Raw genomic sequence first — 14,062 nt, 5'->3', positions numbered from 1 at the left:
TCAAAAAATAAAAAGAGGTGAAAAGAAAGATGATTGAACGCGGGGTACTGTCCCATTCTAAGATGTTTTTTCACACACCAAGTGAATTTGCGAAAACGTCCCTGTTTTACCTTATCTACTCCGGCACTTTTTACTGTACGAGTGACTACTGTATAGATCGAAACAACTGGAATAGCTACTTATTTATGCACGTGAAAAAAGGATCTATTACCATTCATTACGACGATCGGGAATTTGTCGCTACAGAAAATCATTTCGTTTTTTTAAACTGCTATAAACCGCATCTTTACCAGGCGGATGAACAAACAGAGTTCGACTGGTTTCACTTCAGTGGAAATGCTAGCGACTCCTATTTTGACACTCTTTTCCAAAAGAACGGTTGTGTTTATGCGATTGAAGATCATTATGTGCTTACAGATTGCCTGAAAAGAATTTTGCGCATGACGGAAACAGAAGCGGTCGATGAAGATGCCGCCTCTATTATGATTCATCAAATTCTGTATGAATTAAAACAGTACAAGAATCACGGGGAAGAGGTTCATTTAAAAGCGATTCGAAATGTGACGAAGTATATTGAACATCATTATAAGGAGCCTATCATGCTAGATGACATGGCTAAGGTGGCGCGGCTTAGCCCTTACTATTTTTCCAGGATATTCAAAAAGCAAATGAACTGCTCCCCCTATCAATATTTAGTGAACTATCGAATTAATAATGCAAAAAAATTGCTTCACCATACAAATTTATCTGTCCAGGAAATCACTTATGCCAGCGGCTTTAATAGTGTATCTCACTTCGTTTCTATCTTTAAAAAGCATACGAATTTAACACCGAAAAAATTTAGAGATATACAGTTTTAATAGGATGATTTTAATTTCTCTACATTTAACATCTCTTTATATCATTTCATACAAAAAAAGCGCACAGTCCAATAGGATGCAGATGCGCTTCTTTCAACTTCTTGTTTATTTCACATTTTTTCATTATTCATTTCGATCCCGTTTAATCAGCCAACAGAAGCTTTTGTTCAAGTTCCCTTTTTTGGCGCAGATGATGGCGAAAATGCATCTCTACAAGAGCGAGCCATTCTTGTGCATTTAACCAGCCAAAGCCACCATGTTTAACTTTGTAATGGGGGTTTATCGTTTCTACTCTCGATTCCCAATACCTTATTTTCTGCATTACTTCATCCAGTCTGTCCCTAAGAGATTCTTGACTGTCAGAATTGCTTGGCGGCGTATTCAGCTCATCCGGCAGCTTAATTTTGGTGGGCGGAAACCCTCCCATTTCAGCTACCTGTTCTCCCAGCTCCGTTTTCCCGAGTCTCTTCTCTTCCTTTGAGGCTGCGCAAAGCTCCACATTTCCTAAATACTCGTGGGCTACCACGATGACGTGATCGTACATTTGACAAATAGACCACACTCCTTCAGCTGAGATATACCTTAGCTGTTCAAGTGAATAGTTCTGCAAATCATTTTTGTAGGCTTCAATCAGTTTTAAGTCACTCATTTTTACACCTCACGTCCAGAATGTTCTCATTTGTTTTTTTAAAACTCTCCTGTATAATGAACATGTAGACTCACATATTAAAAAAGACCGTTGGTGCTGGTAACACCAAACGGTCTTGCAGCAAAATTCCCTTCAAGGGGATCAGCATTCAAAGTGAAAGGTAATCCACTCTCTGCTTACAGGCTCAAGGGTGGGTTACTTTTTTTGTGTCAAAGCAATAATGGACACGATCAAACTGGCAAATGCGATCATCAGCATCAGTGCTTGAAAAGTAGTAATAGGCAGCACCCCCTTTCTTAAAGGGAATGCTGAACACCCTTGAGCTTTATTCTGCTACGCTATTATTATAGCATATTTTTTGCAGATTAAACTAAAAATAAGAATATATGTTCTTTACGATTGTATTACTGCCGATTCAACTTCGTCCGATTTATGCCCAGCACAATCCGTCCAGCGTGACCAATTCCTTATCCTTTTGTAAACCTGTTCGTTATTCGTAACTCGGACGGCTAAACGCTTCACCGAGGTATCCGCTGCTGAAATAAAGAACGAGCACCAGGCACACCAGTACGCCCAGTTGAATACTAAGAAACGTAGAGCGGGCACCCACTTTGAGATTCCGACAGGCCCACGAAACTAAACTTGCAGTACCGAGACTAACTAGTACGGTATACAGTGCAAAACGATCAAAGTAGAGGTGCGTATACAGATCCGGACTGATTCTGTGCACGCCTTCAGATAAGAATGGAAACAAGAGCAGGCAAGCCGCAAAGACAATGACAAAACTCAGCACAAAAGCCGATGATAGAAACGAAAATTTTTTCATCTTGACCCTCTCTCTCTTCTGAACGATAGCAGTTAGCTTAAAGACACTTTAAACACATAGCTTGATTTTTCATATCCCATTTTCTCCTCGTAAAAACGGTGAGCAGCTGCACGCTGTAATCCAGATGACAGCGCGACACTGCCAAAATCATTTGCCCTTGCCCAGTTGTGAACATAGGCAAGCAGCTTTTCTCCATACCCTTTTGAACGTTCGCCCTCGTCTGTCACCAAATCACATACCCAGACAAATCGCCCATAATAAAGAGTGGTCATCGGCTTAAACCCAACAACAGCCACGATGTCCGTGCCGCGAAGCAATGCCGCCATTTTGTATCGATCATGTTTCTGTGCGTCCACTACCAAATCAAGATACGCTTCTTCATCCAGATGAGTCCGTAACTGCTTCATCACAGAAAAGGCACTGAGCACCTCATCTTTGGACTGAAGCTCTTGAACCGTCAGAATGTCCATTGCACTACACCCTTTCATACATAATAAATCCGCAACCAAAATTCACCTTCCACTATTTAAAAAAAGAGCGATTTCACATTGTCAGCCTGCTCTTTAATTAACTTTCCGCAGCCCTCTTTTTCTTTTTCACTTTTTAAAAAAGAGATTTCCATTTTTCATAAGGTATATTTCATACATACAGAACAGTTCAGCCTCATTCTCCTCATTTGTATAAAAGAAAGTGGCTTTTACTTTCCTTTCTCCTCGGATTTCCACCGTTGTATCTGATTCCCATTTTATGTTGTCAAAGGCTGCTCTTATAATATCGAAATCATTTTCCTCCTTAATCTCAAATTCTTTTTCCGCTTTTGAATATATTTCCTGCGCCTTTACGCTGGCAAGTCGATTTAAATCAAGCTTATTTTTTCTTCAATTGCGCACCAAATCAAAAAAAGAACCACTAAAATAATCAAAAAAGACATCAATCCTTGCTGAAATAATCTGCCTGGTATACTTCCGATTAAAGATAAACCAACGATGCCGATCAGAAAGTACTCAACTCTTTGCTGCAATGAACGTCCCTCCTAAAACCACAACTTGGAATAAAATGCTATCTTTTAGTGATAACAATAGACACTGACATAGTTAATATTTTCTATAAATCTGTTCCTAAGCCTTTGGCTATTGAACCTGTTTCTAGCTTTTTCATTACTTTATACAGTGGAACAAGTGGTGCTTTATAATGTGAAATTTGAAACGTCCGGTACGGTTTCTATTGGATAAGATTGATATAATGCAAAAGAAAAACTCATAATGAAAGTCGAAAGAAGTCCAGTAAGAAGATTTGTTAGAAGGATCATTTATTCTCCTCTCTTTGTTCACATTCAAAAATATATGCAGCGTCCTAAAGATTATTTTGCTTGCTAAACTATTTATCGGCTTTTCAATAATGACATTTAAAGACCTGAATGATGTTGATTGTCGAGTTTTTTAGATATTTCTTTAAGAAGAGCTGACTGTTCCTGCTGGTTTTTTAATACCTTAAACACGAACCACAAAAGGAGAGCAATCGGGGCTATGTAAATCAACATAGTAAAAAGCACTGGCATTAACTGCTCGAAAAAAATCATAAACGAACCCTCCTTTTTGGTTAATTATAACACAAAGAGTAAAGTTACCCAATTTCCATTTTTAAATAAAAGACCCTGTCCAAGTAAGCAGAAAAATCACCCGGCCGTCTTATACAAGGAATTCCGACGTACAATGCAGATAAAGGCGATCATTAATGAAAGAACACCGACAAATAAAATGTATTTCGTTCCAATTTGTGCGATCACGAACCCCGCTGCTCCAGAACCAATCGTAGTGCCCAGGTTAACAGCAGTCAGGAATAACCCATTGGCAAAATCGGGAGCCTTCGGAGCGGCAGACATCACCCAGTATTGATTGATATTCGCTCCAATCCCTGCCAGTATCCCCCATACCAAGAGAACAATTGCAGTCGCCACCTTAAATTCAGCGACAAAGAAAAAGATGAGATAAAGAGCCATTAAGACAATCGGAAAAAGAGTGACAGAACGAATTGGGTCATTCGTCAGCAGCCTGCCCGCTACGACATTCCCTGCAATATTAGCCAGGCCATAAACCAGTAACATCGTGCTAATGAAGCCGCCGGACATATTCGTTACTGCAGCTAAATATTCAGCGAGATAACTGTATACACCAAACACAGCTGCATTTAAAAACAAAACGGCTAAAATTGAAAGCCACACGATGCCGTTCGTTAACACTTTTAACTGCGAGCCGTACGTAAGCCTTGTTTGGACGGGCATGGAAGGCACAAACAGGAGCGTTGCAATGAAGGTGAACATATTTACGATTGCGAAAAAGGACATCGCTGCTTCCAATGAAATTGCATGGGCGATAAAGCTTACTACCGGTACACCTAAGACCATCCCGGCGGAAACCCCGATAAAAACCTTGGAGATCGCTTTCTGTGCGTCCCTTTCGCTGACAGAAGCACCTGCAACAGACAATGCCATCGACACATACACCGGATGAAAAAAAGCCGGCACCACACGTGCGATTAAAGCGACCGTAAAATTGGTGGTGAAGATAGAGATCATGTTTCCAACAATAAAAATAGCCAGTACCATCAACATGACATGTTTTCGGTTCATGCGAGAAAATACTAATGGCAGCGTCGGTCCGGCAATGGCAATCGCCAGCGCGAACAGGCTTACCAGTAAACCAGCTTTAGAGACGGTGACATCGAAATGAGCGGCTAAATCAGGCAGGATGCCAATAACCCCCATCTCGGTGTTGATAATACCAAATACACCAACTGTTAATATAAATAAAATCAATCCGTTAGAATTTTTCATAGACTAGTGTTCCACTTCCTCCATCACGTCTTTTGTCTTCCTAATAAAATCATAAAGTGATACGATTCAAATAGCTAATACCTATATTAAATAGTTATATATACACATTAAGCATAGGAGGATTCAAGATGGATATTCGATTGTTGCGTTACTTTATTGCCGTGGCCAATCAAAGAAGCATTTCTGCTGCCGCAAAGCATTTACACATCTCACAACCTACTCTGTCAAGACAATTAAGTGATTTGGAAGATAAATTGGGCACCTCTTTATTCATTAGAGGAAACCGGACCATTACGCTGACAAACGAAGGGATGTTTTTGCTGACAAAAGCGAAAGAAATTGTGGAATTAGTAGATAAAACAAAAGCAAACTTTAACCAAACAGAAGAACTGATAAGCGGAGAAATATACATTGGCGGTGGTGAAACAGAAGCAATGCATGTTATTGCCGAAACGTTAAAAGAGTTACTGAAGGAGTATCCAGCGATTCAATTTCATTTATACAGCGGAAATGCAGATGACATTATGGATAAGCTAGACAGTGGATGGTTAGACTTCGGAATCGTCATCGAACCGACCGATAAGCAAAAATATCATTATATGCACTTGCCAGCGGAGGATGTTTGGGGCGTATTGATGCGTAAAGATAGTCCTTTAGCGCAAAAACCGTCGATTCAGCCTGCGGATTTACTAGATAAGCCTTTAATTATCTCTCGTCAAACCACTGTCGATAATGAGCTTTCCGGATGGTTCGGACAGGATGTTCAAGATTTACGTATCGCTGGAACGTATAACTTACTGTATAACGCCGCACGAATGGTGGAAAACGATCTCGGCTATGCTTTATGCTTGGATAAACTTATTAATACATCGGGTGATAGCAAGCTTTGCTTTAAACCATTACATCCAAAATTGCATGCAGAATTAAATATCATTTGGAAAAAACATCAAGTATTCTCAACGGCAGCAGGTACATTTTTAGAGCAAATCCGATCTAATATTAATGCGCATGATCATGCTTGATTCTAGCATGTGAGCATACTGGCGAACTAAGACTCATATTTCATAAAAATCTTTCGAAATATAATGGAATTCATTAAACCAACAAGAGCAAATCCTCCGAATGTGCCAAAGTATAATCCCGTTAACAGTCCAGCAGGAGATGAAAAAGCAATCCATAGCGGAAACACATTAAAAAAGATCAATAGAATCAAATAAGGAAAATGAGAAATTCCCATTATCATCGAATTTATAAGCACCTTTTTAATAGTATCTTCATATCTAGCCATATAAGCAAAAGCAAAAAGTGACGTACATATATAAACAAAGCTAAAAACGATCAATACACTTGTCCAAAGAATCATTGGAAGGCCATTCGCTTTTCCTAAAAGGCCAAAATTAGCTAGCAACAGCACCCCAGCGACTGAGACGACAAGCCACACCATGGTGCCTTGTTTGAAATTGTTACGGAACGATATAAAAAAGCTTTTTACAATCGTTTCATCTTCATTTCGGATCACTTTCAGTAAAACAGAATACAAAGCAGTGGTTGAAGCGCCTATTGTTAGCAGAGGAAGCGAAAACAGCAAAAATAAAATGTTTAACAGAACCAGGTCAACGGCTCTCGATAAAAGCTTAAAAAGCGGTCCTTCTAGTTGAAATAGCTGTCCCATGTTCTAGCCCCTTTCTCGAAGTAAGCAAGCAGCCGCTCAACTGTTTTTTGAATCGGCTGCTCTCTTGTTTTTAAAGATGTTTAGTTAAAACAGACTGCTCTTATTTTGCGGCTGCAAGGTTTTCCTGATACCGCTTAAACGCCGCATTTTGGATATCCATATACTCATCGTAGCCCATTTGTTTGAGCTGACTGATGTATTGATCCCACTCTTTGTCTACTCCACCATCAACAACCCATTTTGACTGCATAGATGAAACAAAAGCGGAAAGGTCCACATTTAACGTGTTCAGACGCTGCATCTCTTCCTGAGTGTAAAATACATTTGGAAATTCTTCTTTTGCATATTGATTGATTTCTTTATCTAATTCGAGCTTAAGCCCATCCCCCCCACTGGCCGGAATCGACACTTTTTCATTAAACCCTTCTCCAACATACTTGGGTCCAAAGTCGCGGAAAGAGTGTGTCCACGCGTAAATGTCCGCTGATTCTCCTTCAGGAACATCTAGTACTTTATAGGTACCGTCATCTAATTTTTCAGTTCCGATACCGAACGAGCCGTAGAATGTCTGAATACTGGCATCCTCTGTATAAAACTGGTCTGCCCATTGAAGAAGCTTCGCCGGATCTTCCGCCTGAGAGGTGATCATCAGCTCATTACGAGAATAAATAGAAGCATCCGTCATCACATACCGCTCGCCGTCTGGTCCTTTAAGTGCCGGCAACTGAACATACTCATTCGCATTCGGTCCAAAAACAGCGTCTGGCGTCCAGCCTGTCCCAACGCCTACAAGTGAGCCGCTTTCTCCTATCCGCTTTGCTTCCGCCATTGACTCATCCTGGGTAAACAACTCCTGATCAATTAAACCTTCCTGATAGCTTTTATGCATCCAGCTTATGCCGTCTTTATATTCTTCCGTTGTTGGCATGTAAACAGGTTTCCCATCCTTCATTGTCATGGATACTTGAGGACTGCTTCCTTTTGGAAGTCCAAATGGGAGCAGGTATTCAAATGCCCCGCCACCGTAAGGGATTTCATCATTTGGATCTCCATTTCCATTCGCATCCTTTTCCTTAAACGCTTTTAAAACAGCGTAAAAATCCTCATACGTATCTGGCATTTCTAACCCTACATTATCCAGCCATTTTTGATTAATGAAAAAGGAATTTCCAGCAACAGGCCGCATAGGAAGCTTTTTTGGCAGACTGTAAATATGCCCGTCGGGAGAAGTAGCAATCGCACGCAAGGTTGGGTCCGCTTCAAAAGCAGCCTTTAAATTGGGCATGTTTTCGTCAATTAAATCTTCCAGCGGAATAAACATACTGGCGTTTTGAGCTAGATCCGAGTCACTTAATGCGATAGAGCCTAAAAATGCATCAGGCAGATCGCCGCCCGCCATTAACAGCGCTTTTTTGTCGCCCCATTCACTGTTTTGGTAAACATCCCATTTAATATCAATTCCAGCCTCTTTTTCAGATTCTTCAACGAACCCTTTTAAAAAGTCGTCTCCCCAATCGGACCACCGAACCGTTGCAATTTTATAGGCACCATCATCTGCGGCTTTTGAATCGGAGGATTCATTTCCACAAGCCGCCATCAAGCTTGCGGCCAGTGTGAGTGATAATGCTGTGGTTAGTTTCTTTTTCATCATTTTTACCCCCAGTTGTTATTCTTTAATAGATCCAATCATCACGCCTTGATTAAAATACTTTTGTAGGAATGGGTACAAGCACATGATCGGCAGCGTAGAAACGACTATGGCTGCGTACTTCATCATTTCAGACAAGCTTCTTAGCTCCGAAGCCAGTGATCCAGAAGCAACGCCAAGAAGCGATTCGTTTGCGATCAAAATTCGGCGCAGCACCAATTGAAGCGGCTGCAAATTTTCATTTGACAGATAAATCATGGCATTAAACCAAGAGTTCCAAATGTCCACTGCCGTCCAAAGGCCAATAACCGCGAGAACAGCTTTGGATAATGGCAGCACCATTGTAAAGAAAAAACGAATCGTGCCACAGCCATCAATCTGTGCGGCCTCCCAAAGAGTTTCAGGAAGACTTGTTCTGAAAAATGTTCTGGCGATAATAATGTTAAAGCATGAAACAGCAAATGGAAGCACCATGACCCAAAACGTATCTAAGAGACCAAAATTTTTAATCACTAAATAGGTAGGCACTAATCCGCCGCCGACAAACATTGGAACAATGTAGAAAAAAGAAATCCACTTTCGGCCGAATAAGTCTCGCCTTGACAAGGCATAACCTGCTGGAATATTAACAGCCAGTGCAATAAGAGTCCCTACCACAGTGTAAATAATCGTATTGAAATAGCTTCTCCAGATCATTTCTTGCTTCAGCAGCTCAATATATCCATCTAAATTCCACTCCTCCGGCCAAAACCATACATTTCCGTTTGCGACGTCAGCCGGATCGCTGAAGGAAGCGATTACAATAAACCATAAAGGATATACAATCATTAAGATCATGACAATCGCTATTCCATAAACAGAGGCATCAAACAAGCGATCCTGCAGGCTCTTTTGATTTCTTGATTTTTTTGGAAGACGATTCTTTATTAAAGCCTCCACTTTTTTTCCTCCCTTCTATAATAAACTTGTTTTCGTTAACTTTTTAGACAGCCAATTGACCAGCAGCAAAATAATGATATTCACAACGGTATTAAATAAGCCGATGGCGGTTGATAAGCTGTATTGAAAATTTTGAAGACCAATTTTGTAAACGTACGTCGAAATAATTTCACTGCCCGGCAAGTTCAATTGATTTTGCAGCAAAAGTACTTTTTCAAATCCGATGTTCAATAGGCTTCCTGCCCGAAGAATCAATAAAATCATAGCCGTCGGCAAAAGCAATGGCAGATCAATGTGAATGATTTTTTGCAGCTTGCTGGCGCCATCGACTGTTGCCGCTTCATAATACGTCGGGTTAATAGCTGACAGAGCGGCTAAATAAATAATGCTATCCCAGCCAACATGCTGCCATACATCGCTCCATACATACACGCTGCTGAAGAGTGACGCGTCAGATAACAAATTCGGCATATTTAAGCCGACGAGCCCAAGTATATTTGCAACTAATCCTGTGCTTGGCGACAAGAATATTAAGATCATTCCACACATGACCATGGTCGAAATAAAATGCGGCAAGTACGTTGTCACTTGAAAAACTTTTTTAAACAGGCCAATTCGCAATTGATTACACAAAATAGCCAGTGCGATCGGCAGCGGGAACCCGACTAAAATACTGTACAAACTGATTGTCAGGGTGTTTTTGATCGTAATATCAAACTGGTAGGAATTGAAATATTGAACAAAATGCTTAAACCCTACCCACGGACTTTCCAGGATTCCTAATACTGGTGAATAATCTTTGAATGCAATAACTAGACCGTACATTGGCAAATAAGTAAAACAGATGAGCAAAAGAAAAGATGGAATTAGTAACACATACAACGGCCCGCTTTTTTTTAATTGTTTTATTCTCCTCGACATCTTGCTCTCATTCAAGATAACGGGATTATGCGGAAAATCTTTTGACAACGCTTTGTGGTCCACAATCACGCCTCCTTTTTTTGATATTCATTAAACAGCTTTTCTTTCTTCTCGCTTATATGACTGATTATATGACAGCGTATTCATTTCGAAATAGCTTTAAACGGACTCCTTATTTGTACAATTCGGGTAATAAAGTCCTCAGGTGAAGGAAAATAGCATTATTCAGTCATGATTTCTTATTTCAAACGCTTTCTTGACGTTTTTGTGCTAGAAAGTCTAAATGGATTCTTTATAATGAAGGTATGCTTGAAAGGGGGAAGAAAGTGAAATTCTTTAACGGAGTTCAATCTCCTCGTTCCATTGACTACTACTTAAGAGTACTTTTAATCATCTTAATTACCATTTTTTTAATCAATCTATTAGTTAGTTTTTTTATAGTGTCTACTACGAGGCAACAAAGTATCAATTACGTAACTGACACCATTCATTTATATTTGGAGGAAGCCCTTCAAAATTTAAACGCCATTGATCATTTTATGATTTGGACTGTGAAGAATGATCCGCTTCTTGCCAATATAGAAGAAGCAGAGGGGGCGGAAGATTTACCGGAAAGCATACGCGATTTCCGGTCTAGAGTGAATGATTTTCAATATTCTTCTGGAAGAGAATATCAATTCTTCCTAGCTTTAAAAGAAGAAAGCTTTTTCTTCAATGCTTCGCCTCTTCAAATGGAGTATTCAGAATATCTTGAAGCAAAGACTTACTTTTTAGCCGAAACGAAACGGCCGGCTGATTATGAAAGCCTTTATACATGGCAATCCGTTAAGCTCAATGATGAATTTTATTTGTATCATTCACTTGAATACCAAAACAGAACCTTTATCTGCTTAGTTTCCGTAGAGGATATTCTTCTCCCGTTACGCAATATCAATTTAGGGAAAAACGGTCTTATTGTGATGGAAAATGAAGAAGCAGGGTATCTATCTGACCCAAGTCAAGTAGAGTTGCTGCAAACACAAAAGTGGAACCGGCTTTTTAGCAGCTACCTTCTCTTTAAGGAAAGCGAAACCTCCCTTCCTTTTTCACTGCATGTATCTACAGATCATTTCAGTGCATTCAAAAAGGTCGTTATTGCTCAAATAGCTCTTGTTTTAGCAACCGCTCTCATTAGTGTGATCTTATTTATCATTTTAAAATATATAAAAAACAATGTAATTTCTCCCGTTCAGCTGTTTTCCAAAAATCTATCCGCGATCAATCAAAATAATGAGTCAATCGATTTTGAAAGCAGCAGTATTAAAGAACTCGAACAAGCGGGTATTCAATTTAAAGAACTAATAAACGAAATTAAGAAGTTAAAAATAAATGTGTACGAGAAAGAATTTGAAAAAAGGCAGATTCAAATGGACTTCTTAAAAATGCAAATCAAACCGCACTTTTATTTAAATTGCCTAACAACCATCTACAGCATGGCACAGATGGAAATGTATAAGGAAATTAAAGAAATGACACTGGCGACATCAAAATACTTTAGATATTTGTTTCAAACCAACCAAAATTTTGTTCTGCTTCAAAAGGAATTAGATCATATAAATGATTACCTGGATATCCAAAGGCTGCTTCACGACCATGCTTTTCAGTTTAACAGCGTTATTGAGCCCGGAACTGAAAAAGCAAAAATTCCGCCTTTTGCCTTGCAGACCTTTATTGAAAATACAGTAAAGTACTCGGTCTCATTAGACGAACAGATCGACATCTCATTACAAATAGAACAGATAGAAGCAAAAGATAAAAATTGGATCAACATCACCATTTCAGATAGCGGTCCGGGCTTTCCTTCTGATGTATTAAACAGCCTCCAAAAAAATATTCTTTTATCAAACAAGCAAGGAAATCATATTGGCATCAACAATGTGATTCAACGGCTGCAGCTTTTGTATGGAGAGGATTATTCGATTGATTTTTTCAATGCTTCTGAAGGCGGTGCTGTGATTGTACTCATTTTGCCTTATTTGATTTACGAGGAGTGATACGTATGAATATATTAATTGTGGACGATGACCGCTTTGTTATCGCGGCCTTAAAGCAAAAAATGGACTGGCCTTCTTTAGGGATAAAGGAAGTATATAGCGCTTCTAATATTCGCCAGGCACAATCGATTTTCCAGGCAAAACCGATTCATTTGTTGATTTCCGACATCGAAATGCCACAAGGAAGCGGCCTAGAATTGTTATCCTGGATTAGGTCGGAGAAATATGAAACACAAGCGATCTTTTTGACGAACTATGCAGATTTTAATTATGCACAAAAAGCGATTGAGCTACAAAGCTTCGATTATTATTTAAAGCCGATTGAATTTGACAAACTCGAATTAATTATTAAAAAAGCCATTAAAAAAGTGGAAACGAGTAAAATAAAGGAGCAATCCATTGGAACCGGGAACTACTGGCAGAAAAACAAAGAAGAACACCAGCAGCACTTTTGGGAAAAGCACTTAAAAGAGGACATCCGTTTAACCGAAGAAGACCTTCAAAAACAATTGAAAATTAAACAGATTGATTATTCATTGGGGGATTCTTTTGTTCCCCTGCTGATTGATTGTTTCCCTTACAAATTAGTAAACTACCAAACAATCCACTCAGTAATTGAGCAAGAAAGTCATTTTCAACTCAAGTTAAAAACGGTCATAACGGACGCTTTTCGCTCGCATCCGATTCATTTGGACAGCTTTCTAAAATTAAATCAAAACACAGATGATTATTTAGCCCTTTTTAGGCTGAATGACGGGGCAGATGTGTTGCTTGATGAATTGGTCTCTTCTAGCAATGAGTTGATTGCAACAGCTCAAGAGAAGTTGAATTGCGCCATTCAGTGCCGGCTTGGTCCCGTCCGTTCTTTAGGAAACGTTAAACAAACGTTCAAAGAACTGCACGCTTCGAAAAAGGAATCAATCGATTTCAGAAACAATGTATTTCTTTTTACACATCAAGATAAAGAGGATAAAAAATATACGGAGCCCAATTTCCAGCTATTAGAGCATTATCTTGAAACAGAAAACAGGCTGAGCTTTATGAATAAATGTGATCAATACCTTACCAGCTTAGCAAACAAAAAAATATTGAGCTATTCCGTGCTGTGCAGCTTTAGGCTCGACGTCACACAGATCATCTATACACATTTGAAGAAAAAAGAGATTCTTGCCAATAAACTGTTTCAAGGAAAAACCCACGACTTTTTACTGGAACAATCATCACGGTCTATTGAGGACATTATGATATACATTTCCTATTTAGTGGATGTTTCTTTGGAATACATGGCATTCACAGATTCTCAAAAGTCCGTTATCACGACAATTTGTGACTACATTGATCAGCATTACCAGGAAAACATTAACCGGAATAGTTTAGCCAAGGTTGTTTATCTTAGCCCAGATTACATTGCGCGTTTTTTCAAAAAAGAAATGGGTGTTTCCCTTGTTCATTACATCATACAAAAAAGAGTCGCAGTAGCGAAGGAATTACTTGCTCACACCGACCTGCCGATTCATATTATTTCTGATAAGGTTGGCTATGGAAACTACTCTTACTTCACGAAAATTTTCAAGAAAGAAACACATTATACACCAGTAGACTTCCGAAAAAACTCGATATTCAAATCGTGACAACGGCCATTTCATTACAACGCACCTTATTTTCAAAATCATGTTTTTAA

The 14,062-nt window shown here is 39.3% G+C and carries 15 protein-coding genes; 4 read left to right on the top strand and 11 right to left on the bottom strand.

Annotated elements, in window-relative coordinates:
- Positions 1-29 precede the first annotated feature (29 nt).
- A complete protein-coding gene (locus tag BW952_RS09185; RefSeq protein ID WP_045849856.1) occupies positions 30-860 on the top strand; it encodes an AraC family transcriptional regulator in 831 nt (276 codons plus the stop codon).
- 142 nt (positions 861-1,002) lie between these two features.
- On the opposite strand, the gene BW952_RS09180 is transcribed toward BW952_RS09185, so the two are convergent.
- From BW952_RS09180 to BW952_RS09165, 7 genes are all read right to left on the bottom strand, one after another.
- Entirely contained in the window at positions 1,003-1,509 is a 507-nt protein-coding gene (locus tag BW952_RS09180) for a DinB family protein (protein WP_045849857.1), read from the bottom strand.
- A gap of 195 nt (positions 1,510-1,704) precedes the next feature.
- Positions 1,705-1,797: a putative holin-like toxin gene (locus tag BW952_RS19880; protein WP_414735778.1), complete on the bottom strand. Its 93-nt coding sequence runs from the start codon at positions 1,795-1,797 to the stop codon at positions 1,705-1,707.
- 202 nt (positions 1,798-1,999) lie between these two features.
- Positions 2,000-2,335: a hypothetical protein gene (locus tag BW952_RS09175; protein ID WP_045849858.1), complete on the bottom strand. Its 336-nt coding sequence runs from the start codon at positions 2,333-2,335 to the stop codon at positions 2,000-2,002.
- 32 nt (positions 2,336-2,367) lie between these two features.
- Positions 2,368-2,805, bottom strand: a complete 438-nt coding sequence (locus BW952_RS09170; RefSeq protein ID WP_045849859.1) for a GNAT family N-acetyltransferase — start codon at positions 2,803-2,805, stop codon at positions 2,368-2,370.
- 386 nt (positions 2,806-3,191) lie between these two features.
- Positions 3,192-3,356, bottom strand: coding sequence for a hypothetical protein (locus BW952_RS19385; protein WP_156149408.1), 165 nt, complete (start codon positions 3,354-3,356; stop codon positions 3,192-3,194).
- A 384-nt stretch (positions 3,357-3,740) separates the two neighbouring features.
- The gene (locus BW952_RS19380) at positions 3,741-3,914 is read right to left on the bottom strand and encodes a hypothetical protein (RefSeq protein WP_169714092.1); all 174 of its coding nucleotides are present in this window, start codon (positions 3,912-3,914) and stop codon (positions 3,741-3,743) included.
- 96 nt (positions 3,915-4,010) lie between these two features.
- Entirely contained in the window at positions 4,011-5,168 is a 1,158-nt protein-coding gene (locus BW952_RS09165) for an MFS transporter (RefSeq protein ID WP_045849860.1), read from the bottom strand.
- A 128-nt stretch (positions 5,169-5,296) separates the two neighbouring features.
- On the opposite strand from BW952_RS09165, the gene BW952_RS09160 reads away from it, so the two are divergent.
- Positions 5,297-6,190, top strand: coding sequence for a LysR family transcriptional regulator (locus BW952_RS09160; protein WP_045849861.1), 894 nt, complete (start codon positions 5,297-5,299; stop codon positions 6,188-6,190).
- 26 nt (positions 6,191-6,216) lie between these two features.
- On the opposite strand, the gene BW952_RS09155 is transcribed toward BW952_RS09160, so the two are convergent.
- The 4 genes from BW952_RS09155 to BW952_RS09140 form a co-directional block, all read right to left on the bottom strand.
- Complete coding sequence (locus BW952_RS09155) at positions 6,217-6,840, bottom strand: YesL family protein (RefSeq protein WP_045849862.1); 624 nt, start codon at positions 6,838-6,840, stop codon at positions 6,217-6,219.
- A gap of 100 nt (positions 6,841-6,940) precedes the next feature.
- Positions 6,941-8,488, bottom strand: coding sequence for a type 2 periplasmic-binding domain-containing protein (locus tag BW952_RS09150; protein WP_045849863.1), 1,548 nt, complete (start codon positions 8,486-8,488; stop codon positions 6,941-6,943).
- Between the two features lie 18 nt (positions 8,489-8,506).
- Positions 8,507-9,427 carry a carbohydrate ABC transporter permease gene (locus tag BW952_RS09145; RefSeq protein ID WP_231581311.1) on the bottom strand — a complete coding sequence of 307 codons (921 nt, stop codon included), beginning with the start codon at positions 9,425-9,427 and terminating at the stop codon, positions 8,507-8,509.
- A 15-nt stretch (positions 9,428-9,442) separates the two neighbouring features.
- Positions 9,443-10,348, bottom strand: a complete 906-nt coding sequence (locus tag BW952_RS09140; protein ID WP_045850049.1) for an ABC transporter permease — start codon at positions 10,346-10,348, stop codon at positions 9,443-9,445.
- Positions 10,349-10,674: 326 nt separating this feature from the next.
- Here BW952_RS09140 and BW952_RS09135 point away from each other — a divergent pair, with 326 nt between their 5' ends.
- Positions 10,675-12,381: a sensor histidine kinase gene (locus BW952_RS09135; protein WP_169714091.1), complete on the top strand. Its 1,707-nt coding sequence runs from the start codon at positions 10,675-10,677 to the stop codon at positions 12,379-12,381.
- 5 nt (positions 12,382-12,386) lie between these two features.
- Entirely contained in the window at positions 12,387-14,012 is a 1,626-nt protein-coding gene (locus BW952_RS09130; protein WP_045849865.1) for a response regulator transcription factor, read from the top strand.
- The last annotated feature ends 50 nt before the right edge of the window (positions 14,013-14,062 follow it).

It is taken from the genome of Domibacillus enclensis, assembly GCF_900156125.1.
Lineage (GTDB): Bacteria > Bacillota > Bacilli > Bacillales > Domibacillaceae > Domibacillus > Domibacillus enclensis.
The sequence above is the reverse complement of the archived record's forward strand: the minus strand, read 5'-3'. Positions and strand labels throughout refer to the sequence as shown.